We start from the raw sequence: 24,698 nt of genomic DNA on the forward strand, positions 1-24,698 counted from the left end.
GGTTCGCAGCCACCGGGTGATGCCCCAGGCGCTACACTGGCAGTCCCGTTGCAGCCTGTTGCCCGACCATGTCCGACCTGCTCAGCCGCACCCACGCCATTGCCCTTGATGCCGCCGATCCGTTGCGGCCGCTGCGGCAGGAATTCCTGATTCCGCGCCACGGCGGCGGTGAGCAGACCTACTTCGTCGGCAACTCGCTGGGCCTGCAGCCGCGCGGCGCACAGGCGGCGGTGCAGGAAGTGATGAAGCAGTGGGGCGAACTGGCAGTGGAAGGCCACTTCACCGGGCCGACCCAATGGCTGTCGTACCACCGTCTGGTCAGCGCGCAGCTGGCACGCGTGGTCGGCGCACTGCCCAGCGAAGTGGTGGCGATGAATACGCTGAGCGTGAACCTGCACCTGATGATGGTCAGCTTCTACCGGCCAACGGCCGAACGCCCGGTGATCCTGATGGAAGCCGGCGCGTTTCCGACTGACCGCCATGCAGTGGAAGCGCAGATCCGCTTCCATGGCTTCGACCCGGCCGACTGCCTGGTGGAAGTGCAGCCGGATGAAGCCAACGGCACGATCTCGATGGCCGCGATCGAGCGCGCGATCGCCGCGCACGGTCCGCGCCTGGCGCTGGTGCTATGGCCTGGCGTGCAGTACCGCAGCGGCCAAGCCTTCGACCTCGATGCCATCACCCGTGCCGCACGCCTGCAGGGCGCGCGCATCGGTTTCGACCTGGCGCACTCGGTCGGTAACCTGCCACTGCACCTGCATGACGTCGCCCCGGATTTCGCCGTGTGGTGCCACTACAAGTACCTCAACAGCGGCCCGGGCGCTGTGGCCGGTGCGTTCGTGCACGAGCGCCATCATCGCGACACCACGCTGCCACGCTTTGCCGGCTGGTGGGGCCATGACGAAGCCACCCGCTTCCAGATGGCACCGCAGTTCCAGCCCGCGGTCGGTGCCGAGGGCTGGCAGCTGAGCAATCCGCCGATCCTCGGCCTGGCGCCACTGCGTGCATCGCTGGACCTGTTCGAACGTGCCGGCATGGAATCGCTGCGCAGCAAGTCGCTGGCACTGACCGGCATGCTCGACGCCCTGGTCCGCGCGCGCCTGCCGCAGGTGCTGGAGATCGTCACCCCGGCCGAGCCTGAGCGCCGCGGCTGCCAGCTGTCGCTGCGGGTGATCGGCGGCCGCGAGCGCGGACGCGCCCTGTTCGAACATCTGCGCGCCATCGGCGTGCTGGGTGACTGGCGCGAACCGGACGTCATCCGCATCTCGCCCACCCCGCTCTACAACCGTTACCTGGACGTGCACCACTTCGTCGAGGAAGTGGAAGCCTGGGCCGGCCTTTAAGCCGCCCTCCCCCTACTGCTGGACAGTTCGTTGATCGCACATGCATCCCGCTCGCTGAGCATAGTCGGCGCCGGCCTGGCCGGATCCCTGCTGGCCATCCTGCTATCTCGGCAGGGCTGGCGCATCACCCTGTACGAACGCCGTGGCGATCCGCGCATCGCCGATTATGAAAGCGGCCGTTCGATCAACCTGGCCCTGGCCGAGCGCGGACGCAACGCGTTGCGCCAGGCCGGCGTGGAAGACGAAGTGATGGCGCGCGCGGTGATGATGCGCGGACGCATGGTGCATCCACGCGAGGGGGAGCCGCAGCTGCAGCGCTACGGTCGCGACGACGGCGAAGTGATCTGGTCGATCCATCGCAGCGACCTCAACACCACACTGCTGGAACTGGCCGAGCAGGCCGGTGCCATCGTGCATTTCCACCGCCGCCTGCATACGGTCGATTTCGATGCCGGCTACGCGCGCTTCATCGATGATCGTGACGACAGCCCGCACGATATCCGCTTCGATACGCTGGTGGGTGCCGATGGCGCCGGCTCGGCGCTGCGCGCGGCGATGAACCGGCGCGAACCGCTGGGCGAGGACATTGCCTTCCTCGACCATTCCTACAAGGAACTGGAAATTCCGCCGAGCGACGATGGCGGCTTCCGCATCGAGCGCAATGCCCTGCATATCTGGCCGCGCGGCCACTACATGTGCATCGCCCTGCCCAATCACGAGGGCACGTTCACCGTGACCCTGTTCCTGCCCAACCAGGGCGATCCGAGTTTCGCTACGGTCAACACCGGCGTCCAGGCGGAAGCACTGTTCGCGCGCGAGTTCGCCGATACCCTGCCGCTGATCCCCAACCTGCGTGCGGACTGGGAGCAGCATCCGCCGGGCCTGCTCGGCACGCTCACCCTGGAACGTTGGCACCAGCAGGACCGCGCCGTGCTGATTGGCGATGCCGCGCACGCGATGGTGCCGTTCCATGGCCAGGGCATGAACTGTGCGTTCGAGGACTGCGTGGCACTGGCCCGCCATCTGATGGCGGCGGATGACCTGCAGAGCGCCTTCGCCGCGTTCGAAGCCGAGCGCAAACCGAACGCGCGTGCGATCCAGCAGATGGCGCTGGAGAATTATCTGGAGATGCGCGACCGGGTGGCCGATCCGGCCTTCCTGCTGCAGCGCGAGCTGGAACAGGAACTGCAGCGGCGCTGGCCGACGCGTTTCGTCCCGCACTACACGATGGTGACCTTCCTGCACACGCCCTATGCCGAGGCACTGCGCCGCACCGACATCCAGCGCGAGATGCTGATCACCGCCACCGCTGGCCACGATACGCTGGACAACATCGACTGGAATGCACTGGAGGCGCAGATCCATGCGCGGCTGCCGGTGCTGGAGGGCGCGCACTGATGGCCGACAGCTTCCTGTTCTACGACCTGGAAACCTTCGGCCAGGATCCACGCCGTACCCGCATCGCCCAGTACGCGGCGATCCGTACCGACAGCGATCTCAACGAGATCGACACGCCGGCCAGCTTCTTCGTTCGCCCTGCCGATGATCTGCTGCCCTCGCCGATGGCCACGATGGTCACCGGCATCACCCCGCAGCAGGCGCTGGCCGAAGGCATCAGCGAAGCCGAAGCATTCGATCGCATCAATGAGCAGCTGTCGCGTCCCGGCACCTGCGCGCTGGGCTACAACACCCTGCGCTTCGACGACGAGTTCATCCGCTACGGCCTGTTCCGCAACTTCCACGACCCATACGAGCGCGAGTGGCGCAATGGCAATTCGCGCTGGGACCTGCTGGACATGCTGCGGCTGATGCATGCCATCCGTCCGGACGGCATCCACTGGCCCAAGCGTGAGGATGGCGCCACCTCGTTCAGGCTCGAACACCTCGCCGAGGCCAACGGCGTGCGCGAGGGCGATGCGCACGAAGCACTGTCGGACGTGCGCGCGACGATCGGCATGGCGCGCCTGTTCAAGCAGTCGCAGCCGCGCCTGTGGGACTACGCGTTGAAGCTGCGCGACAAGCGTTTCGTCGGCAGCCTGCTCGACATCACCGCATTGAAGCCGGTGCTGCATATCTCGATGCGGTACCCGGCCAGCCGCCTGTGCGCGGCGCCGGTATTGCCGCTGGCGGTACATCCGACCATCAACAACCGGGTGATCGTGTTCGACCTCGATGGCGACATCGATGACCTGCTGGAGCTGCCCGCCGAGCTGATCGCCCAGCGTCTGTACCTGCGTGCCAGCGAACTGCCCGAAGGCGTCGCCCGGGTGCCGTTGAAGGAAGTGCACCTGAACAAGGTGCCGGCGCTGGTGGCCTGGAACCACCTGCGCGCCGATGACCACGCACGACTCGGGCTGGACGTGGCAGCGATCGAAGCCAAGGTCGAACGATTGCGCGCGTTCGCACCCCAGTTGGCCGAAAAGGCGCGCCAGGTCTACAACCAGCCACGCGCGGCGAGCGTGTCCGACGTGGACGCTTCGCTGTACGACGGCTTCCTCGGTGCCGGCGACAAGCCGCTGCTGGCATTGGCACGGACCACGCCACCGGAACAGTTGGCTGCACTGGAAGGCCGCTTCCGCGACCCGCGGCTGCCCGAGCTGTTGTTCCGCTACCGCGCCCGCAATCATCCCGGCAGCCTCGCACCGGAAGAACGCGAGCGCTGGAATGCCTATCGCCGCCAGCGCCTGTCCGGCGAGGAAGGCATGGGCGAACTCAACCTGGCCCAGTACCAGCAGCAGTTGGATGCGCTGGCGGCCGAAGCACCCGACGACGTTCGCCGCGCCACGCTGCTGCAATCGCTGCGTGACTGGGGCCAGCACCTGCAGGAGGACCTGTGAGCACCTATTTCTCCGATGCCAGTTTCAAGTTCCTGCGCAGCCTGGCGCTGCACAACGACAAGACCTGGTTCAACGACCATCGCCAGCAGTACGAAGACCACGTGCGGCAGCCGTTCCTGCGCCTGCTGGGTGACCTGCAGCCGGCGCTGACCGAGGTGAGCGGACACTTCCGCGCAGACACCCGTGGCGTGGGCGGCTCATTGTTCCGCATCCACCGCGACGCGCGTTTTTCCAACGATAAATCGCCGTACAAAATCTGGCAGGGCGCGCGCCTGTTCCATGAGCGCCGCCGCGAAGTGGCCGCGCCCTCGTTCTACGTGCACCTGCAACCGGGCGAAAGCTTCGTCGGCGCCGGGCTGTGGCATCCCGAGCCGGAAACCCAGCGCCGCGTCCGCCACTTCATCCTCGACAACCCGGGCAGCTGGAAGGCAGCAGCGCATGCACCGGCGCTGCGCAGGCGTTTCGACTTCGAGGAAACCGAGAAACTGGTGCGCCCACCGCGCGGCTTCCCGGCCGACTTCGAGTTCATCGATGACCTCAAGCACCGCAACTGGGTGATGTGGCGTTCGCTGGACGATGCCACGATGACCGGCCCGCGCCTGCTGTCCACGCTCGGCAAGGACCTGGCGGCGCTGGGCCCGTTCGTCGACTACCTGTGCGCTGCACTGGATCTGGAATTCTGATCGCCGCCAGAGCCATCACAGGCATCACCCATCGTTCACCACCGGCACCCCTACTTGCGGCAGGCTGTGCACCATGAAGAAGCTCATTGGCATCCTCGTTCTGCTGATCGCCGTGGTGGCGGGCTGGTGGTTCGGTGGCCCGTACCTGACCGTGCATGGCCTGTCCAAGGCCATCGAACAGCGCGACACCGCGCGCCTGGAACGCTACGTGGATTTCCCTCGCGTACGCACCAGCCTGCGCGCCCAGCTCAATGATTACCTGGTGCGCCAGGCCGGCCCCGAGGTGGCTGCCAGCCCCTTCGGCGCCCTGCTGTATGGGTTGGGCGACCAGTTGGGCGGTGCCGCGGTGGAAACGATGGTCACCCCCACCGGCATCGCCGCGATGCTGCAGGGCCACGTGCTATGGAAGCGCGGTCGCAATGAACTGCAGGGTGGCGATGCCTTCGGCACGACCGAACCGGCACGACCGCTGAAGCATGCCGAACACCACTTCGAAGCGCTGGACCGCTTCGTGGTCGACGTTGATCGCGGCCCAGGCCAGCAACCGTTGAAGGTAGTGCTGGAACCGCAGGGCCTGCGCTGGAAGGTGGTGGACCTGCAGCTGGGGATGTCGGGAAGCCCGTAGCCCCGCTCTGGTAGACGCCCACCTTGGTGGGCGCGGCTGCGCCGCGATGCCAACCAAGGTTGGCAACTACCGGGCATGGCGCTCTGGTAGATGCCCACCTTGGTGGGCGCCGATACATGGCAGTGCCAACCAACGGTTGGCACCCACCGGCCATGGTTTCAGCCCTCGTTGGCGACCCCATGCGGCACATGGCCGGCGGCCACGTGTTCACGCGCACTGTCGATGTTGTGCTGCGAATCGTCAAAGAAGATATCGGCACCGAACGCCTGCAGGAACGGACCCTTGTGTCGCCCACCGAGGAACAGTGCCTCGTCCAGGCGCACGCCCCATTCGCGCAGGGTGCGGATCACCCGCTCATGCGCCGGTGCAGAACGCGCGGTCACCAGCGCCGTGCGGATGGGCGCGCTGTCGCCAGCCGGGAATACTTCCTGCAAGGTGTGCAGCGCAGAGAGGAAACCACGGAACGGACCGCCACTGAGTGGCTCGCGCGCACGCTCGCGTTCGTGCCGGCCGAAGGCTTCCACGCCCTGCTCGCGCGAGATGCGCTCGCTCTCATCGCCGAAGATCACCGCATCACCATCGAAGGCGATGCGCAGCTGCCCGGCCGGGCGGGTGATGTCGATCTGGTCGGCGGCAGCGGCAGCGGTCTCGCCCGGTGGCTTGGGCAGGATGGTTGCCGCGGCGATGCCGTGGCGCAGCGCGCTGCGCACCGATTCCGGATTGGCCGACAGGAACAGGTCGGTGCCGAACGGCTTCACGTACGGCCAGGTCGGCTCACCGGCGGTGAAGGTCGCGCGGATGATGCCCAGCCCGTAGTGCTGGATGGAATTGAAGATGCGCAGGCCGGTATCGGCCGAGTTGCGCGACAGCAGGATCACTTCCACGCGCGGGTTCTCGGGGCTCGCGCCCTGGTTCAGCGCCAGCAGCTTGCGCACCACCGGGAAGGCCACGCCCGGCCCGAGGATGTCGTCCTCGTGCTGGCGCTGGTACTCGGCATAGGCGGCCACGCCATCGCTCTCGAACAGCGCATGGCTTTCTTCCAGGTCGAACAGCGCACGCGAGGTCACCGCGACGGTCAGCAAACGGGGGGAATTGTCGCCCATCGGTGGGGTCCTTCAAGCGGTCGGCAGTGCCGGCCGCCTATTGTCGTCAAAAAACGAACTGTTCGCTCAGGATCCGGTCTTCCAGGTTGTGCTCCGGGTCGAACAGCAGGGTCACCCGGTGCTCGCGCGACTCACGGATCGTCACTTCGACCACATCGCGGGTCTCGTGCGAATCGGCGGTGACGCTGACCGGACGCTTGTAGGGATCGAGCACGCGGAAGCGCACTTCGGTGTCAGCCTTGAGGATGGCGCCGCGCCAGCGGCGCGGGCGATACGGGGCCAGCGGCGTCAGGGCAATGGTGTGCGAGCCCAGCGGCAGCACCGGTCCATGCGCCGAGTAGTTGTAGGCGGTGCTTCCTGCCGGTGTGGCCACCAGCACACCATCACCGATCAGTTCGCCCACCCGCTCCTGGCCATTGAGGTCGATGCCGATATGCGCCGCCTGCCGGGTCTGGCGCAGCAGCGAGACGTCGTTGTAGGCCAGCGACCCGGTGGTAGTGCCCGATTCGGTAAGCGCCACCATCTCCAGCGGTCGCAGGTGGGCCGGCTCGGCACGGGCGATACGCGCGTGCACGTCGTCGTCGCCACGGTACTGGTTCATCAGGAAACCCACCGTGCCCAGCTTCATGCCGAAAACCGGTTTGCCCAGGTGTCCGTGACGATGCAAGGTCTGCAGCATGAAGCCATCGCCACCGAGCGGACACAGCACGTCGGCCTGGTCGGGCGCGTGGTCGCCATAGCGCGAGACCATCGCTGCGCGGGCCATCTGCGCGGGTTCGGTGGTACTGGCCAGGAAAGCGATGCGGGGGGTGTCGCTCATCGGTGGATCCGGGGGAAGGCGTGGTGGAGAGCATAACCGAGCGCCGGGGGATGGACCCCGCGTGGCGGATGACCGGCATATCCGCCGGGACACGCCGTAAACCCATCCATGGGGGCTCGATCGCGCCATCCATGGCGCTCACGGTCCCGGCGGATATGCCGGTCATCCACCTGGCAGATTCACGGCCGGCGTCGGGTCAGGTGGTCGCAAAGGTCAAGGGCAGAAACAGAACGGCCCCGCTTTCGCGGGGCCGTTCTGTTTCACGCACGCCAGGCAGCGCCCGGCGCTACATCACTTACGCGCCGTGGGCAGCCAGCTGACCCAGGCGCTGGACTGCGACCGAGACGGTCGGGTAGTCCAGGGTCTTCTGCTCGGCCAGTTCCGCCAGCATCGCAAGGGTAAAGCGCAGGCTGCTGTCGTCACGACCGATCCACGCGGCCACCTTGGCTTCAGCGGTGCTGCCCTTGGTGGCGAGCACCTGGCCGGCCAGGCTGCGATGGTGTGCGGCCAGTTCGTCACGTAGCACGCCACGTGCCACCGCGTGCCAGCGGCCGTTGACCTCCAGCGCGTCGATCTGCTCGAACAGCCACGGCAGCTGCAGGGCGTCGCCCAGGCGGAAGTGGATCTTGGAGACATCCACCGGCTTCAGCTTGCGGGTACGGGCCAGTTCGATGATGTCGAATGCCGGTTCCAGGAAGTGCAGTTCGGCCAGCTGCTGTGCCAGTGCCGACGGCAGGCCCTTTTCCTTCCACTCGGCCACCAGGGCCTCGTAGGTCGGACGCTGCGAATCGGGCAGCACACCCGAAGCAACACGGATGTCATTGAACGGACCCTGGTAGCGGTTGACCGCCTCGGTGATGCCCGGCATCGGGCCCGGGCGCGACAGCAGCCAGCGTACGAACGAACGCTGCAGCTTCCAGATCACTTCCAGCGCATCGATCTGTACCGACTCCGGCAGAGTGCCGTCGAGGGCGTCGATCTGCGCCCACAGCGCACGTGCATCCAGCGTTTCGCGGCTGATGGTGTAGGCCTTGGCGACCTCGGCAATGGAACGGCCGGTGTCTTCCTGCATGCGCATCAGGAAGGTGGCGCCCATGCGGTTGATGGTCTGGTTGGTCACGGCCGTGGCGATGATTTCGCGCTTCAGGCGGTGACGCTCCATCGCGTCGGCGTACTTCTTCTGCAGCGGGGTCGGGAAGTAGCGCTGCAGTTCCTTGGACAGGTACGGGTCTTCCGGGATGTCCGAATCCAGCAGCTGGGCGAACGCCACCAGCTTGGAGTAGGACAGCAGCACCGACAGTTCCGGACGGGTCAGGCCCTGGCCGCGCGCCTTGCGCTGGGACAGCTCGGCATCGGACGGCAGGAACTCGATCTGGCGATCCAGCAGGCCCTGCTGTTCCAGGGTACGGATGAAGTGCTGCTTGGAACCCAGGCGCTTGACCGCCATCCGCTCCATCAGGCTCAGGGCCTGGTTCTGGCGATAGTTGTCGTTGAGCACCAGCGCAGCGACTTCGTCGGTCATCGACGCCAGCAGCTTGTTGCGCTGCTCGACGGTCAGCTTCTTGGCCCGCACCACATCGTTGAGCAGGATCTTGATGTTGACTTCATGGTCGGAGGTATCCACACCGGCCGAGTTGTCGATGAAGTCAGTGTTGAGCAGCACACCCGCCTGGGCGGCTTCGATGCGGCCCAGCTGGGTCATGCCCAGGTTGCCGCCCTCGCCTACCACCTTGCAGCGCAGCTCGCCACCATTCACGCGCAGGGCGTTGTTGGCGCGGTCGCCGACATCACTGTGCTGCTCGCTGGCGGCCTTGACGTAGGTACCGATGCCGCCGTTCCACAGCAGGTCCACCGGCGCCTTCAGGATCGCGCTCATCAGATCGTTCGGCGACAGCGCCTTGACGCTCTCGTCCAGGCCCAGCACCTCACGCACCTGCGGGGTGATCTCGATCGACTTCAGGCTGCGCGGATACACGCCGCCGCCCTTGCTGATCAACTTGGCGTCGTAGTCCGCCCAGCTCGAACGCGGCACGGTGAACAGACGCTCACGTTCGACGAACGTGGTCGCTGCATCCGGGTTCGGATCCAGGAAGATGTGGCGGTGATCGAACGCGGCCACCAGGCGGATGTGACGCGACAGCAGCATGCCGTTGCCGAACACGTCGCCGGACATGTCGCCGACGCCGACCGCGGTGAAGTCCTGGGTCTGGCTGTCACGGCCCAGTGCACGGAAGTGGCGCTTGACCGACTCCCATGCGCCGCGCGCGGTGATGCCCATGCCCTTGTGGTCGTAACCAACCGAACCGCCGGAGGCGAACGCATCGCCCATCCAGAAGCCGTGCGCGATGGCCAGGCCGTTGGCGATGTCGGAGAAGGTCGCGGTGCCCTTGTCGGCAGCCACCACCAGGTACGGATCGTCCATGTCATGGCGCACGACATCCACCGGCGGCACGATCTTGTTGTTGACGATGTTGTCGGTGATGTCCAGCAGGCCCTGGATGAACAGCTTGTAGCAGGCCACGCCGTTGGCGAAGATCGCATCGCGATCGCCATTCACCGGCGGCATCTTGGCGAAGAAGCCGCCCTTCGCGCCGACTGGCACGATGACGGTGTTCTTGACCATCTGTGCCTTGACCAGGCCCAGCACTTCGGTACGGAAGTCTTCGCGACGATCCGACCAGCGCAGGCCGCCACGGGCGACGGCACCGAAGCGCAGGTGGGTACCTTCCACGCGCGGACCGTACACGAAGATTTCGCGGTACGGACGCGGCTTGGGCAGGTCCGGCACCAGGGCCGAATCGAACTTGAAGCTGATGACATGGCCATGCTGGCCGTTGGCATCGGTCTGGTAGTAGCTGGTGCGCAGGGTCGCATCGATCACGCCCATGAAGGAACGCAGGATGCGGTCCTCGTCCAGGCTCGACACGCGGTCCATCAGCTTCAGCAGCGCTTCGCGCGCGGCCTGCATCTGCGCATCGCGGTCGCCCTTGCGGGCGTCGACCACGGTCTTGAGCACCTTCAGGGTGGCCTCGTCGCCGGCAGCCAGCACCTCGAGGTGGGCCTTCAGCTGCGCCTGGCCGGCGGCGATGTCTTCCTTGCTTTCATGGCCGGTGGCCGGATCGAAGCGGGCTTCGAACAGTTCCACCAGCAGGCGCGCCAGCAGCGGATAGCGGGTGAAGGTACCTTCGACGTACGCCTGCGAGAACGGCACGCCGGTCTGCAGCAGGTACTTGCAGTAGCCGCGCAGCATGGCGACCTGGCGCCAGTGCAGACCGGCAGCCAGCACCAGGCGGTTGAAGGCATCGTTCTCGGCATCGCCGTGCCAGACGCGGGCAAAGGTCTCACCGAAGGCTTCGTCGACACTGGCCGCATCGATCGCACCGGCGGTCGACTCGACCTCGAAGTCCTGCACGTACACCGGTGCGTTGTCCACCGACAGGCGGTACGGACGCTCGGCGATCACGCGCAGGCCCATGTTTTCCATCATCGGCAGCGCGTCCGACAGCGGGATGTCATCCAGCTGGCGATACAGCTTCAGGCGCAAGCCATCACCGGATTCGCGCGGCACGGCCTGCAGGCTCAAACGCAGGTCATCCGGGCCGGTCAGCGCATCGAGCTGGCTGACATCGTTGGCGGCAACGGCGGTGCTGTTGTCTTCGATGTAACCGGCCGGCAGCGCCTTGCCGATACGCGCAGCAATGCGCAGGCCTTCGGCTTCGCCATGGCGGGTGACCAGCGCTTCGCGCAGATCGTCCTGCCAGTTGCGCAGCACCTGGGCCAGCTTCTGCTCCAGTTCGGCGGTATCGACGTCGAGCATTTCGCCCGGCTTCGGACGCACGATCAGGTGCACCTGGGCCAACGGCGATTCACCCAGCACCACCGAGCTGTCCACGTACTCGCCGTGCAGTGCTTCCTTGAGCATCGCTTCGATGCGCAGGCGCACGTCGGTGTTGAAACGCTCGCGCGGCAGGTAGACCAGCGCGGAAATGAAACGGCTGTACTTGTCGCGACGCAGGAACAGGCGGCTGCGCACACGCTCCTGCAGGCCCAGCACGCCCATCGCGGTGCGGAACAGTTCGTCCTCGCTGGACTGGAACAGTTCTTCGCGCGGCAGGGTTTCCAGGATGTGGCGCAGGGCCTTGCCACTATGGCTGGAGCCGGCCAGGCCGGACTGCTTCATCACGTATTCGTAGCGCTGACGCACCAGCGGGATTTCCCACGGGCGGCGGTTGTAGGCGCTGGAGGTGAACAGGCCGAGGAAGCGCTGTTCGCCGATGATCTTGCCCTTGGCGTCGAATTCCAGCACGCCGATGTAGTCCATGTAACCGGCGCGATGCACGCGCGAACGGGCATTGGTCTTGGTCAGGATCAACGCGTCCTTCAGCCCGGACGTGGTGTTCAGGCCCTGGGCGGCCAACGTCTTGACCGGACGGGCGGCCGACTTGTCCTTGCCGCGCATCAGGCCCAGGCCGGTATCATTCAGCGGCGCCAGTACTTCTTCCTTGCCCTGCTTCTCGACGCGGTACTCGCGGTAGCCGAAGAAGGTGAAGTGGTTGTCGGCGGCCCAGCGCAGGAATTCCTGTGCTTCCTTGCGCGAGGCAGCGTCGACCGGCAGCTGGCGGCTGCCGAGGTCATCGGCCAGCGCCAGCGCCTTGTCCTGCATCGGCTGCCAGTCGCGCACGATGGCGCGCACTTCATCCAGCGCCTTGTTGATGGCCTGCTCGATGCCTGCCATGGCTTCGGCCGGCTGGCGGTCGATCTCCAGCAGCATCACCGATTCCAGCTGGCCCTCGCCGACCTTGGTCAGCTTGCCGGCCTTGTCACGGGTGAAATGCAGCACCGGGTGGCCCAGCACATGCACGCCAACACCATGCTCGGCCAGCGACATGGTCACGGTGTCGACCAGGAACGGCATGTCGTCGTTGATGATCTGCAGCACGGTGTGCGGCGATTCCCAACCATTGGCCTTCGCGGTCGGATTGAACACGCGGACATTGGCCTTGCCGGCCTTGCGGGCACGGGCGAATTCCAGTGTTTCGGCTGCGAGCGCGGCCCACTCCTCAGCGCTGTGGTGGGGGAACTCGTCCGCCTCCATGCGCTTGTAGAAATCGGCTGCGAATGCCACTGCCTCGGCCTGAGCGGCCGCGGGGTAACGCTTGCGCAAGGCCGTGTACACCGGCTCCAGGGAGAAACCAGCGGTCACTGCGACCTCCGACTCAACTGGTTTGCTTTTGTTTTTCACGGTCTTGGCTGCGGTTTTTTGCGGTTTCATGGCAGAGCGGCGCGCTTGCTCAGTTGGGAAAATGAAATTGTAGCCCTACCGCAAGAAAAGGCCTTGCTGCAGGACGGAATAACCAGATTCGGGTTTGCTGCGGTTTAGATGCCCTATTCAGTTCGCACCGGTATGGGCATCACCGTCGCGTGGCGTTGCCGACAGGATCGGCAAAATGTGTTACCGGAAGACACATGCGGCAACATCGGCGCGATTCCACAATCCTGAACTGGACGGTATAGTCCACCGCGTGAATCCGGCCTACCTTCCTGTCGCCCTCGACGCGCGTGATGAGCGCGTGTTCGATGCCGTGCGCGAACTGCTGGCCCAACAGGGCATGCAGATGAGCATGGATGCGGTTGCCCAGCATGCAGGTTGCTCGAAGCAGACCCTGTACTCGCGCTACGGCAACAAGCAGGCCCTGCTGCGGCGGGTGATGCAGCGCCACGTCGGTCACGCCACCGGGGCCATGCTGCGTGCACTCCGCGGTGACGACCTGCGTGGCAGCCTGCTGCAGTTCGCCACCGACTTCCTGGAGCACTTCAACCAGCCCCACGTCGGCCAGGCCTGTCGCCTGATCGCCGCCGACGCAGCACAGTTTCCCGAAGAGGCGCGTACGCTGTACCGGCATGGCGCCGGCGCGTTGACACTTCATCTTGCTGAATGGATTGAAACCGTTTGCAGTCGTGGTCTGCTGCGGCATGACGACCCGCACTTCATGGCCGAACTGCTGCTGAGCATGATCGCCGGTCAGGATTTCGACAAACAGCGCTTCCATACCCCCCATCGTGATGACGCAGCGTTGCGTCGACGCTGGGCAGAGTTCTCCGTCGATGGCTTCCTGCGCGCGTTCGCGCCGCAGCCCTCGCCGGCCCCGCCTTCAAACCAACCCCGGAGTTCCTCCTGATGACCGCCCCACTCCGCACCCTTGCCTTGACGTGCGCCGTTGCTGTCGCCGTAGCTGCCTGCAAGAAGCCGGAACAGCCGACGCCTCCACCGCCGGAGGTGGGCGTGATCGACGCCAAGCCGCAGACCCTGCCGCTGCAGCGCGAGCTGGTCGGTCGCCTGTCGCCGTTCCGCAGCGCCGATGTGCGCGCCCGCGTCCCCGGCGTGCTGCTCAAGCGCGTCTATCAGGAAGGCAGCGAGGTCAAGCAGGGCCAGACCCTGTTCCTGATCGATCCGGCACCGTTGCGCGCCTCGCTCAGCGCCTCCGAAGCCCAGCTGGCTTCGGCACGCGCGACCTACGCCAATGCCAAGGTCGCCGCTGACCGCGCCCGTTCGCTGGCACCACAGAAGTTCGTGTCCAAGGCCGACCTGGACAACGCCGAGTCGGCCGAGCGCACCGCGCTGGCCGCGGTCAAGCAGGCCGAAGCCTCGGTGACCAGCAGCCGCATCAGCCTGGGCTATACCGACGTCACCGCCCCGATCAGTGGCGTGGCCAACAAGCAGCAGGTGACCGAGGGCGCGCTGGTCGGCCAGGGCGATGTAACCCTGCTGACCACCGTGGACCAGCTCGATCCGCTGTACGTGAACTTCTCGCTCAGCGTGGATGAATTGACCCAGCTGCGTGCGCAGCAGGCCAAGGGCACGCTGGCCCTGTCCGGCGACGGCAAGGCCACGGTCAACGTCAAGCTGGCCGACGGCAGCACCTACAGCGAGCCAGGCACGCTGGACTTCTCCTCGACCACGGTCGACCCGGCCACTGGCGCAGTGTCGCTGCGTGCGGTGCTGCCGAACCCGCAGAAGATCCTGCTGCCGGGCGCCTTCGTCAGCTTCCAGGCCAACCTGGGCGAGCGCAACAACGCCTACCTGGTGCCACAGCAGGCGCTGCTGCGTGACACCACCGGCGGCTATGTGATGGTGGTCGGCGCCGACGGCAAGGTCGTCCGCAAGAACGTCAAGACCGACGGCGCGCAGAACGGCAACTGGCTGGTCAGCGAGGGCCTGGCCGCTGGTGACAAGGTGGTCGTCGCCGGCGTGCAGAAGGTCAAGGAAGGCACGCCGGCCACGGCCAAGCCGTGGACCCCGGGCCAGGACGCCAACGGCAAGCCTGCCGCTGGCGCTGCTGCTCCGGGCGCGCCTGCCGCAGCTCCGGCCGACGCCAAGGCACCGGCCAAGGCTGACCAGGCCGACAAGGCCGAGCCGGCCGCCACCGATTCGAACAAGCAGTAACGGGACCTTCCGTCATGCCTAAATTTTTCATCGAACATCCAGTCTTCGCCTGGGTGGTGGCGATCCTGATCTCGCTCAGCGGCGTGATCGCGATCCTCAACCTCGGCGTAGAGTCCTACCCCAACATCGCCCCGCCGCAGGTGACCGTCTCGGCCACCTACCCGGGCGCGAGCGCGGATACCACGGAGAAGTCGGTCACCCAGGTGATCGAGCAGCAGCTGACCGGTATCGATCACCTGCTGTACTTCAGCTCCTCGTCCGCGTCCAACGGCCGCGCCTCGATCACCCTGACCTTCGAGACCGGTACCGATCCGGACATCGCCCAGGTGCAGGTGCAGAACAAGGTCTCGCTGGCCACGCCGCGACTGCCTTCGGAAGTCACCCAGCAGGGCGTGGTGGTGGCCAAGGCCAACGCCGGCTTCCTGATGGTGGTGGCGCTGCAATCCGATACGCCGACCATCAACCGTGACGCGCTGAACGACATCGTCGGCTCGCGCGTGCTCGACCAGGTCTCGCGCATCCCCGGCGTCGGCAGCACCCAGCAGTTCGGTTCCGAGTACGCCATGAACATCTGGCTCAACCCGGAAAAGATGCAGGGCTACGGCCTGTCGGCCAGCCAGGTGCTGGCGGCGGTACGCGCGCAGAACGTGCAGTTCGCTGCAGGTGCGCTGGGCTCCGACCCGTCGCCGGAAGGCCAGCACTTCACCGCCACGGTGTCGGCCGAAGGTCGCTTCAGCTCGCCGCAGGAGTTCGAGAACATCATCCTGCGGGCCAATGCTGATGGCTCGCGCGTGCTGTTGAAGGATATTGCCCGCGTCGCCTTCGGTGCCAACAACTACGGCTTCGATACCCAGTACAACGGCAAGCCCACCGGCGCCTTCGCGATCCAGCTGCTGCCAGGCGCCAACGCCCTGAACGTGGCCGAGGCCGTGCGCGGCAAGATGGACGAGCTGCAGCCCAGCTTCCCGTCCGGCGTCACCTGGTTCTCGCCGTACGACAGCACCACCTTCGTCAAGATCTCGATCCAGGAAGTGGTCAAGACCCTGTTCGAAGCCGTGTTGCTGGTGTTCCTGGTGATGCTGATCTTCCTGCAGAACTTCCGCGCTACCCTGATCCCGACCCTGGTCATTCCGGTGGCCCTGCTGGGTACGTTCCTGGGCATGTGGATGATCGGCTTCACGATCAACCAGCTGACCCTGTTTGCGATGGTGCTGGCGATCGGCATCGTGGTCGATGACGCGATCGTGGTGATCGAGAACGTCGAACGCATCATGACCGAGGAAGGCCTTGCGCCGAAGCCGGCCACGCAGAAGGCGATGACCCAGATCACCGGCGCGGTGGTGGCCATCACGGTCGTGCTGGCGGCGGTGTTCATCCCCTCCGCCCTGCAGGGCGGTGCGGCCGGTGAAATCTACAAGCAGTTCGCCCTGACCATCGCCATCTCGATGGCGTTCTCGGCATTCCTGGCACTGGGCTTCACCCCGGCGCTGTGCGCGACGTTCCTCAAGCCGACGCACAACGACAACCCGAACATCGTCTACCGCACCTTCAACAAGTACTACGACAAGATCAGCCACACCTATGTGGGCCACATCACCTCGGCGGTGCGCCATGCACCACGCTGGATGATCCTGTTCGTGGTGCTGACCGCGCTGTGCGGTTTCCTGTTCACCCGCATGCCGGGCAGCTTCCTGCCTGAAGAAGACCAGGGCTATGCACTGGCGATCGTGCAGTTGCCGCCGGGCTCGACCAAGAGCCAGACCAACGAAGCGTTCGCACAGATGCGCGGCATTCTGGAGAAGCAGGATGGCTATGAAGGCATGCTGCAGGTGGCCGGTTTCAGCTTCGTCGGCTCCGGCGAGAACGTGGGCATGGGCTTCATCCGCCTGAAGCCGTGGGAAGAGCGCAAGTTCACTGCTCCGGAATTCATCCAGAACATGAACGGCGCGTTCTACGGCATCAAGGAAGCGCAGATCTTCGTGGTCAATCTTCCGACCGTGCAGGGCCTTGGGCAGTTCGGCGGCTTCGACATGTGGCTGCAGGACCGTAGTGGTGCCGGTTACGAGCAGCTGACCCAGGCCCGCAACATCCTGCTCGGCCAGGCCGCGCAGAAGCCGGACCACCTGGTCGGCGTGCGCCCGAACGGCCTGGAAAACGCCCCGCAGCTGCAGCTGCACGTGGACCGCGTGCAGGCGCAGTCGATGGGCATGTCGGTGTCGGACGTGTACAGCACCATCCAGCTGATGCTGGCCCCGGTGTACGTCAACGACTTCTTCTACGAAGGCCGCATCAAGCGCGTGACCATGCAGGCCGATGGTCCGTACCGCACCGGCCAGGAATCGCTGAAGAGCTTCTACAGCCCGTCCAGCCTGACCACCAATGCCGATGGCACCAACGCGATGATCCCGTTGAGCACGGTGGTCAAGTCCGAATGGGTCTCGGCACCGCCGTCGCTGAGCCGCTACAACGGCTACTCGGCGATCAACATCGTCGGTTCGCAGGCACCGGGCACCAGCTCGGGTGAAGCGATGCAGACGATGGAAGGCATCGTCAACGACGACCTGCCGGCGGGCTTCGGCTACGACTGGTCCGGCCTGTCCTACCAGGAAATCCTGGCCGGCAACGCCGCGACGCTGCTGCTGGTACTGTCCATCGTGGTCGTGTTCCTGTGCCTGGCCGCGCTGTATGAAAGCTGGTCGATCCCGGTGGCGGTGCTGCTGGTGGTACCGCTGGGCGTGCTGGGCGCACTCGCCCTGTCGATGATGCGTGGCCTGCCGAACGATCTGTTCTTCAAGATCGGCCTGATCACGGTGATCGGCCTGGCCGCGAAGAACGCGATCCTGATCGTGGAGTTCGCGGTGGAGCAGCGTGCGGCGGGCAAGACCCTGCGCGATGCCACCATCGAAGCGGCGCGCCTGCGGTTCCGCCCGATCCTGATGACGTCCTTCGCGTTCATCATGGGTGTCATTCCGATGGCGATCTCCACCGGTGCCGGCGCCAACTCGCGTCACGCCATCGGTACCGGCGTGATCGGCGGCATGCTGTTCGCCACCCTGCTCGGCCTGTTGATGATTCCGGTGTTCTTCGTGGTCGTGCGGCGCATGCTGGGCGACAAGCTGGATGAACCGTCGAAGGAATTCCTCGGCCGCCAGCGTGATGCGGAATCCGCCCACCGCCCGGATCGTTGATCCGACGGTGAGTTGAAACGAGAAAGGCCCCGGAGCGATCCGGGGCCTTTTTCTTTGCTGCTTTTGAATCCATGCCAACCAAGGTTGGCATCTACCAAAGCAGCGGCATGCCCGGTAGCCGCCAACCTTGGTTGGCGCTTGCCAAGGCGACGTATCAGCGCAGCAAGGCGGTCACCACGCACACTGCAACGAGAATCAGCGCAGCCCACTGCATCGGCACGAAGAAGAAATGATGGGGTGCGGCCTCACCCTTCTGCCGGGGCACACGGTTCAGCCACAGGCCCAGCAGCACGTTCACCGCCGCGCCGATGCCACCGCCCAGCAGCACTTGCTGCAGCGGAATGTTGCCCTTGGGGCCGTCGTTCGGGAAGAAGTACGCCAGCAAGAGGATGCCTGCGATCGGCGTCACCAGCGTCATGAAGCCCCAGCCGCGGTAGATCATGTGGTATCTCCAGAAAAACGAACCGCATTAGAGCAGCATGGATGTCCGGGGGCCAGGGTCGGGCACGCCATCTGGACGTAACGCCATCCATGCATGGCTTGGATTACTGCCGCGCCGCCATTGCAGCGGCGCGGCACAGGAATATCAACGCAGCCCGGTCTCGTTGCGGGCGATCACCAGGCGCTGGATCTCCGAGGTGCCTTCGTAGATCTCGGTGATCTTGGCATCACGGAAGTAGCGCTCCAGCGGCATTTCCTTGGAATAGCCCATGCCGCCATGGATCTGCACGGCCTGATGGGTGATCCACATCGCCGCTTCCGATGCAGTCAGCTTGGCGATGGCCGCCTCGTTGCTGAAGCGTTTGCCCTCACCCTTCACCCACGCCGCACGCAAGGTCAGCAGCAGCGCCGCATCCAGCTTGCACTTCATGTCGGCGATCTTCGCCTGGGTCATCTGGAAGGTGCCGATGGCCGCACCGAAGGCCTTGCGGTCCTTCACGTACTCCAGGGTCGCCTCATAGGCGGCACGGGCGATGCCGATCGCCTGCGAGGCGATGCCGATACGACCGGCGTCAAGTACGCCCATGGCGATCTTGAAGCCCTCGCCTTCCTGGCCCAGCACGTCTTCGGGCTGCGCCACGTAATCGTTGAACTCGATCTCGCAGGTGGCCGAGGCACGGATGCCCAGCTTCGGTTCGGTCTTGCCGCGGCCGAAACCGGCCTTGTCGGTGTCGACCATGAACGCGGTGATGCCACGCGCGCCCTTGTCCGGCTCGCTCATCGCGAACAGCACGATGTACTTGGCCACCGGTCCGGAGGTGATCCAGCTCTTCTTGCCGTTGATGACATAGCTGCCATCGGCCTGCTTGATCGCACGGCAACGCATCGCTGTGGCGTCCGAGCCCGACTGCGGCTCGGTCAGCGCGAACGCACCGATGGCCTCGCCCTCGGCGATGGCGCGCACGTATTTCTGCTTCTGAGCTTCGCTGCCATGGGTCAGGATGCCGTTGCAGAACAGCGAATTGTTGACCGACATGATGGTCGAGTGCGCAGCATCACCGGCGGCGACCTCCACCATCGCCAGCACGTATGCGATCGGGTCCATGCCCGCGCCACCGTATTCGGTCGGCACTTCGATGCCCATCAGGCCGTTCTCGCCCAGCAGGCGGATGTTGTCCAGCGGGAACTCGCCAGTACGGTCATGGTGCTCCGCACTCGGGGCGATCTTTTCCTGCGCGATCCGGCGCGCAACGTCCTGCAGCATCAACTGCTCTTCGGTAAAGCTGAAATCCACAACACCCTCCCGGGAAAATGGTTCACCGATTGTACCGGGGGCGGGGCATTGGCGGCTGACTCGGCCCTGGCGGCGGCTTGACCGGGCAGCCCCCGTCAGCGAATATATCTCTATATCGCGATAGGTAGATGTTTATGGATCTGGAAGACTGGTCGACCCGCCTGAAGGTGTTCGCCGATGCTACCCGGGTGCGCCTGCTGGCGCTGCTGGAGCAGGAAGAACTGACTGTGGCCGAGCTTTCGGCCATCACCCGGTTGGCGCAGCCGCGGGTATCGACGCATCTGGCACGCCTGAAGGAAGCCGGCCTGGTGCGCGATCGCCGTGCAGGCGTATCGGCGTACTACCGTTTCGACGAAGCCCAGCTGGATCCGGCGCAGCGTGCATTGTGGCATGCCCTGAGCAACGGAAGCGATGACCCGTTGCTGCGCCAGGACGCTGAACGGGTCGCTGCGGTGCTCGCCCACCGCGCTTCCGACCAGAACTGGGCCGACAGCGTGGCCGGTGACATGGAACGCCACTACTCCCCGGGCCGCACCTGGGAAGCACTGGCACGTACCGCGCTACCGTTGCTGGAAACCGGCGACGTGCTGGATATCGCCTCCGGCGACGGTGTGCTGGCCGAACTGGTCGCACCGCACGCCAGGCGTTATGTCTGCATCGACACCAGCGCGCGCGTGGTGGCCGCCGCCAGCGAACGCCTGCGCCGCCTGCCGAACGTGGAAGTCCGCGAGGGCGACATGCATGCCCTGCCCTTCAAGGACCGCAGCTTCGACCTGGTCGTGCTGATGCACGCACTGACCTACGCCAGCAAGCCGGCGCAGGCGGTGACCGAAGCTGCGCGCGTGCTGCGCCCGGGCGGTCGCCTGCTGCTGTGCAGCCTGGCCCGCCACGAGCACAAGGCTGCGGTCGATGCCTATGGCCACGTCAACCTCGGCTTCAGCGACAAGGAGCTGAAGAAGTTCGTCGACAAGGCCGGCCTGCAGGTCTCCAACCTGGAAACGGTCACCCGCGAAAAGCGTCCACCGCATTTCGAAGTGATTTCGCTGATCGCCAACAAGCCCTGAGGTCGACATGCCCGCCCTGCCCTGGCTACACCCGGAACGTGTGGAATTGCTGCTCGCTGCCCTGCGTGATCGCATCCTGATCATCGACGGTGCGATGGGCACGATGATCCAGCGACACGGCCTGCAGGAAGACGATTACCGGGGCGAGCGCTTCGCCGGCGGCTACGACCACGCCCATGGCCCCGGCTGCGACCATGGCGGAACACCGCAAGGCCACGACCTGAAAGGCAACAACGACCTGTTGCTGCTGACCCGGCCGGAGGTCATCGCCGGCATCCATACCGCGTACCTGGAAGCGGGCGCGGACCTGGTGGAAACCAATACCTTCAACGCCACCTCGGTCAGCCAGGCCGACTACCACCTCGAACACCTGGTGTACGAGCTGAACAAGGCGGGCGCTGCCGTTGCCCGTGCCTGTTGTGATGCGGTGGCGGCGACCACGCCGGACAAGCCGCGCTTCGTCATCGGCGTGCTCGGCCCGACCAGCCGCACCGCCTCGATCAGCCCGGATGTCAATGATCCCGGCTTCCGCAACACCAGTTTCGATGAGCTGCGCGGTACCTACCGCGAAGCCATTGACGGCCTGATCGATGGTGGCGCCGACACGATCATGGTCGAGACCATCTTCGATACGCTCAATGCCAAGGCCGCGCTGTACGCCATCGAGGAGGCCTTCGATGCACGTGGCGCACGGCTGCCGATCATGATCTCCGGCACCATCACCGATGCTTCCGGGCGCACCCTGTCCGGACAGACCGCCGAGGCGTTCCAGGCGTCACTCGCGCATGCACGGCCATTGTCGATCGGCCTGAACTGCGCACTCGGCGCCGATGCCATGCGTCCGCACGTGGAAACCCTGTCGCAGGTGTCGGACTGCTACGTCAGTGCCCATCCCAATGCCGGCCTGCCCAATGCCTTCGGCGAGTACGACGAAACGCCCGAGGAAATGGCCGCCACCCTGCGTGGCTTTGCCGAAGATGGCCTGCTCAACCTGGTCGGCGGCTGCTGTGGCTCCACCCCGGACCACATCCGCGCGATCGCGCTGGCGGTGGCCGGGCTGCCGCCGCGCGCCCTGCCTGCCACCCAGGTGCGGGCGGCATGAACACCTCCTCTCCCTCCCGCACGTCCCCCTGTTGCCGCTGAGCCGCCGCCTGCCATGACACCTGTCCGCCCTACCCGCCTGTCCGGCCTGGAACCGCTGGTCATCACGCCGGACCTGCTGTTCGTCAACGTCGGTGAACGCACCAACGTCACCGGCAGTGCGCAGTTCCGCAAGCTGATCAAGGAAGGCCGTTACGAGGAAGCAGTGGACGTGGCCCGGCAGCAGGTGGCCAGCGGCGCGCAGATCCTCGACGTCAACATGGACGAGGGTCTGATCGATTCGGAAGCGGCAATGACCCGCTACCTCAACCTGATCATGTCCGAGCCGGACATCGCCCGAATTCCGGTGATGGTCGATTCCTCCAAATGGAGCGTGATCGAGGCTGGCCTGAAGTGCCTGCAGGGCAAGAGCGTGGTCAATTCTATCTCGCTGAAGGAAGGCGAGGAGCTGTTCTGCGAGCATGCGCGCAAGGTACTGCGCTATGGCGCCGCCGCGGTGGTGATGGCCTTCGATGAGAGCGGGCAGGCCGACACCTGCGCGCGCAAGGTCGAAATCTGCACCCGTGCCTATCGCCTGCTGGTCGATGAAATCGGCTTCCCGCCGCAGGACATCATCTTCGACCCGAACATCTTCGCCGTCGCCACCGGCATTGAAGAGCATGACAACTACGCGGTCGACTTCATCGAAGCCACCCGCATCATCAAGCAGACGCTGCCGCACTGCCATGTGTCTGGCGGCGTGTCGAATGTTTCGTTCTCGTTCCGTGGCAACGAGACCGTGCGCCAGGCGATCCACTCGGTGTTCCTGTACCACGCGATCGCCGCGGGCATGGACATGGGCATCGTCAACGCCGGCGCCATGCCGATCTACGACGAACTGGAACCGGACCTGCGCGAACGGGTGGAGGACGTGATCCTCAACCGCCGCCGTGATGCCACCGAGCGCCTGCTTGAAATCGCCGAGCGCTACAAGGGCAGCAAGGGCGCGGCGAAGACCGAAGACCTGGCCTGGCGCGAGAAGCCGGTGGATGCGCGGTTGGCGCATGCGCTGGTGCATGGCCTGGACGCATGGGTGGAAGCCGATACCGAAGAAGCCCGGCAGCGTTCCAGCCGCCCGCTGGACGTGATCGAAGGCCCGCTGATGGATGGCATGAACGTGGTCGGCGATCTGTTCGGTGCCGGCAAGATGTTCCTGCCGCAGGTGGTGAAGTCCGCACGCGTGATGAAGAAGGCGGTGGCCTACCTGCTGCCCTACATCGAGGCCGAGAAGGCACGCAGTGGCGACACCGCCCGCAGCAATGGCAGGATCATCATGGCCACGGTCAAGGGCGATGTGCACGACATCGGCAAGAACATCGTCGGCGTGGTCCTGGCCTGCAACAACTTCGAGGTGATCGATCTCGGCGTGATGGTACCGGCGCAGAAGATCCTGGATGCCGCACGCGAGCACCACGCCGACATCATCGGCCTGTCCGGCCTGATCACGCCGTCGCTGGAGGAAATGAGCCATGTCGCCCGTGAGATGCAGCGACAAGGCTTCGATCTGCCACTGATGATCGGCGGCGCGACCACCTCACGTGCGCACACCGCGCTGAAGATCGACCCGCATTACAAAGCGCCGACGGTCTGGGTGAAGGATGCCTCGCGCGCCGTGGGCGTGGCGCAGTCGCTGATCTCGCGCGAGCTGCGCGATGCGTTCGTCGCTGCCAACGAGGCGGATTATGCCGAGATCCGTACCCGCCATCGCAACCGCGGCGACGCCAAGCGCCTGGTCTCGCTGGAGCATGCACGCGGCCAGAAATTCAAGTGCGACTGGGAGGCGTACACGCCACCCGCACCGAAGCAGCCGGGCCTGCATGTATTCGATGACTACCCGCTGGCCGAACTGGTGCCCTACATCGACTGGACACCGTTCTTCCAGGCATGGGAACTGGCCGGCAAGTACCCGGCCATCCTCAGCGATGAGATCGTCGGCACCCAGGCCAGCGAGCTTTACCAGGACGCGCGCGCGATGCTCGACCGCATCGTCAACGAGAAGTGGCTGCAGGCCAAGGCCGTGTTCGGCCTGTGGCCCGCCAACAGCATCGGCGACGACGTACGCGTGCAGCATCCCGATGGCGAGGCCACCCTGCACTTCCTGCGGCAGCAGGTGGACAAGCCTGCCGAACGCCCGGATTTCTGCCTTGCCGATTTCATCGCCCCGATCGACAGCGGCAAGCAGGACTGGATCGGCGCCTTCGCGGTCACCGCAGGCATCGGTATCGACGCGCACGTGGCCCGTTTCGAGGCCGACCACGACGACTACAACGCGATCCTGCTGAAGGCGCTCGCCGACCGCTTTGCCGAAGCACTGGCCGAACGCCTGCACCAGCGCGTACGCACCGGATTCTGGGGCTACGACCACGCCGAAACACTCGACAACGAAGCGCTGATCGACGAAAAGTATCGTGGCATCCGCCCCGCGCCCGGTTATCCGGCCTGTCCCGAGCACAGCGAAAAACGCCGGTTGTTCGACCTGCTGGGCGCGGAAACCAACGCCGACATGCAGCTGACCGAAAGCTTCGCGATGCTGCCGACCGCGGCGGTGTCGGGCTACTACTTCAGCCACCCGCAGAGCCAGTATTTCGTGGTCGGGCGGCTGGGGCGCGAGCAGGTGGCTGACTACGCACGCCGCAAGGGTGTGGACCGCGCCCAGGCCGAACGTTGGCTGGCCTCGAACCTGGATTACGACCCGGAATGATCCGCCGACGGGGTT

The 24,698-nt window shown here is 65.4% G+C and carries 16 protein-coding genes; 11 read left to right on the forward strand and 5 right to left on the reverse strand.

Going from position 1 to position 24,698, the window contains the following annotated elements; translation table 11 throughout:
• Positions 1–68: 68 nt before the first annotated feature.
• The 5 genes from kynU (at position 69) to ACEF39_RS13480 (ending at position 5,488) form a co-directional block, all read left to right on the forward strand.
• On the forward strand, positions 69–1,343 hold the full coding sequence (kynU, locus tag ACEF39_RS13460; RefSeq protein WP_500285410.1) for a kynureninase: 1,275 nt from the start codon (positions 69–71) through the stop codon (positions 1,341–1,343).
• A 30-nt stretch (positions 1,344–1,373) separates the two neighbouring features.
• Positions 1,374–2,741 carry an FAD-dependent oxidoreductase gene (locus tag ACEF39_RS13465; RefSeq protein WP_500285411.1) on the forward strand — a complete coding sequence of 456 codons (1,368 nt, stop codon included), beginning with the start codon at positions 1,374–1,376 and terminating at the stop codon, positions 2,739–2,741.
• A complete protein-coding gene (gene sbcB, locus ACEF39_RS13470; protein ID WP_500285412.1) occupies positions 2,741–4,180 on the forward strand; it encodes an exodeoxyribonuclease I in 1,440 nt (479 codons plus the stop codon). Before ACEF39_RS13465 ends, sbcB begins: the two co-directional genes overlap by 1 nt.
• On the forward strand, positions 4,177–4,863 hold the full coding sequence (locus ACEF39_RS13475) for a DUF2461 domain-containing protein (protein WP_500285413.1): 687 nt from the start codon (positions 4,177–4,179) through the stop codon (positions 4,861–4,863). The genes sbcB and ACEF39_RS13475 overlap by 4 nt, the downstream gene beginning before the upstream one ends.
• 73 nt (positions 4,864–4,936) lie before the next feature.
• Positions 4,937–5,488 (forward strand): DUF2939 domain-containing protein, encoded by a 552-nt coding sequence (locus ACEF39_RS13480; RefSeq protein ID WP_500285414.1) that lies wholly within the window; start codon positions 4,937–4,939, stop codon positions 5,486–5,488.
• A 158-nt stretch (positions 5,489–5,646) separates the two neighbouring features.
• Here the strand turns inward: ACEF39_RS13480 and ACEF39_RS13485 are convergent, their stop codons facing one another.
• From ACEF39_RS13485 to ACEF39_RS13495, 3 genes are all read right to left on the reverse strand, one after another.
• Positions 5,647–6,591, reverse strand: coding sequence for a 5'-nucleotidase (locus tag ACEF39_RS13485; protein ID WP_033831508.1), 945 nt, complete (start codon positions 6,589–6,591; stop codon positions 5,647–5,649).
• A gap of 46 nt (positions 6,592–6,637) precedes the next feature.
• Positions 6,638–7,411 carry an NAD kinase gene (locus tag ACEF39_RS13490; protein ID WP_089236114.1) on the reverse strand — a complete coding sequence of 258 codons (774 nt, stop codon included), beginning with the start codon at positions 7,409–7,411 and terminating at the stop codon, positions 6,638–6,640.
• A gap of 295 nt (positions 7,412–7,706) precedes the next feature.
• Positions 7,707–12,683: an NAD-glutamate dehydrogenase gene (locus tag ACEF39_RS13495; protein ID WP_500285415.1), complete on the reverse strand. Its 4,977-nt coding sequence runs from the start codon at positions 12,681–12,683 to the stop codon at positions 7,707–7,709.
• Positions 12,684–12,933: 250 nt separating this feature from the next.
• Here ACEF39_RS13495 and ACEF39_RS13500 point away from each other — a divergent pair, with 250 nt between their 5' ends.
• From ACEF39_RS13500 to ACEF39_RS13510, 3 genes are read left to right on the forward strand one after another with little or no spacing between them, the layout of a single operon-like run.
• Positions 12,934–13,590 carry a TetR/AcrR family transcriptional regulator gene (locus tag ACEF39_RS13500; RefSeq protein WP_176020266.1) on the forward strand — a complete coding sequence of 219 codons (657 nt, stop codon included), beginning with the start codon at positions 12,934–12,936 and terminating at the stop codon, positions 13,588–13,590.
• Positions 13,590–14,855, forward strand: a complete 1,266-nt coding sequence (locus ACEF39_RS13505; RefSeq protein WP_500285416.1) for an efflux RND transporter periplasmic adaptor subunit — start codon at positions 13,590–13,592, stop codon at positions 14,853–14,855. The genes ACEF39_RS13500 and ACEF39_RS13505 overlap by 1 nt, the downstream gene beginning before the upstream one ends.
• A 14-nt stretch (positions 14,856–14,869) precedes the next feature.
• Positions 14,870–18,043, forward strand: coding sequence for a multidrug efflux RND transporter permease subunit (locus ACEF39_RS13510; RefSeq protein ID WP_340569526.1), 3,174 nt, complete (start codon positions 14,870–14,872; stop codon positions 18,041–18,043).
• A gap of 154 nt (positions 18,044–18,197) precedes the next feature.
• Here ACEF39_RS13510 and ACEF39_RS13515 read toward each other — a convergent pair whose 3' ends face one another.
• Entirely contained in the window at positions 18,198–18,485 is a 288-nt protein-coding gene (locus ACEF39_RS13515) for a hypothetical protein (RefSeq protein WP_500285417.1), read from the reverse strand.
• A gap of 144 nt (positions 18,486–18,629) precedes the next feature.
• Positions 18,630–19,778, reverse strand: coding sequence for an acyl-CoA dehydrogenase family protein (locus ACEF39_RS13520; RefSeq protein ID WP_500285418.1), 1,149 nt, complete (start codon positions 19,776–19,778; stop codon positions 18,630–18,632).
• 134 nt (positions 19,779–19,912) lie between these two features.
• Between ACEF39_RS13520 and ACEF39_RS13525 the strand changes: the two genes are divergently transcribed.
• The 3 genes from ACEF39_RS13525 to metH are packed head-to-tail and all read left to right on the forward strand — an operon-like array spanning position 19,913 to position 24,683.
• The gene (locus tag ACEF39_RS13525; RefSeq protein ID WP_089236121.1) at positions 19,913–20,842 is read left to right on the forward strand and encodes an ArsR/SmtB family transcription factor; all 930 of its coding nucleotides are present in this window, start codon (positions 19,913–19,915) and stop codon (positions 20,840–20,842) included.
• 7 nt (positions 20,843–20,849) lie between these two features.
• Positions 20,850–21,944 carry a homocysteine S-methyltransferase family protein gene (locus tag ACEF39_RS13530; protein ID WP_500285419.1) on the forward strand — a complete coding sequence of 365 codons (1,095 nt, stop codon included), beginning with the start codon at positions 20,850–20,852 and terminating at the stop codon, positions 21,942–21,944.
• A gap of 54 nt (positions 21,945–21,998) precedes the next feature.
• Positions 21,999–24,683, forward strand: coding sequence for a methionine synthase (gene metH / locus ACEF39_RS13535; protein WP_500285420.1), 2,685 nt, complete (start codon positions 21,999–22,001; stop codon positions 24,681–24,683).
• Positions 24,684–24,698 lie beyond the last annotated feature (15 nt).

It is taken from the genome of Stenotrophomonas indicatrix, assembly GCA_041545745.1.
GTDB classification, from domain to species: domain Bacteria; phylum Pseudomonadota; class Gammaproteobacteria; order Xanthomonadales; family Xanthomonadaceae; genus Stenotrophomonas; species Stenotrophomonas indicatrix_A.

Coding starts and splice junctions, on each gene's coding strand:
- kynU (WP_500285410.1), top strand. CDS start 69: ATGTCCGACCTGCTCAGCCGCACCCACGCCATTGCCCTTGATGCCGCC.
- sbcB (WP_500285412.1), top strand. CDS start 2,741: ATGGCCGACAGCTTCCTGTTCTACGACCTGGAAACCTTCGGCCAGGAT.
- ACEF39_RS13480 (WP_500285414.1), top strand. CDS start 4,937: ATGAAGAAGCTCATTGGCATCCTCGTTCTGCTGATCGCCGTGGTGGCG.
- ACEF39_RS13485 (WP_033831508.1), bottom strand. CDS start 6,591: ATGGGCGACAATTCCCCCCGTTTGCTGACCGTCGCGGTGACCTCGCGT.
- ACEF39_RS13490 (WP_089236114.1), bottom strand. CDS start 7,411: ATGAGCGACACCCCCCGCATCGCTTTCCTGGCCAGTACCACCGAACCC.
- ACEF39_RS13495 (WP_500285415.1), bottom strand. CDS start 12,683: ATGAAACCGCAAAAAACCGCAGCCAAGACCGTGAAAAACAAAAGCAAA.
- ACEF39_RS13505 (WP_500285416.1), top strand. CDS start 13,590: ATGACCGCCCCACTCCGCACCCTTGCCTTGACGTGCGCCGTTGCTGTC.
- ACEF39_RS13510 (WP_340569526.1), top strand. CDS start 14,870: ATGCCTAAATTTTTCATCGAACATCCAGTCTTCGCCTGGGTGGTGGCG.
- ACEF39_RS13515 (WP_500285417.1), bottom strand. CDS start 18,485: ATGATCTACCGCGGCTGGGGCTTCATGACGCTGGTGACGCCGATCGCA.
- ACEF39_RS13525 (WP_089236121.1), top strand. CDS start 19,913: ATGGATCTGGAAGACTGGTCGACCCGCCTGAAGGTGTTCGCCGATGCT.
- ACEF39_RS13530 (WP_500285419.1), top strand. CDS start 20,850: ATGCCCGCCCTGCCCTGGCTACACCCGGAACGTGTGGAATTGCTGCTC.
- metH (WP_500285420.1), top strand. CDS start 21,999: ATGACACCTGTCCGCCCTACCCGCCTGTCCGGCCTGGAACCGCTGGTC.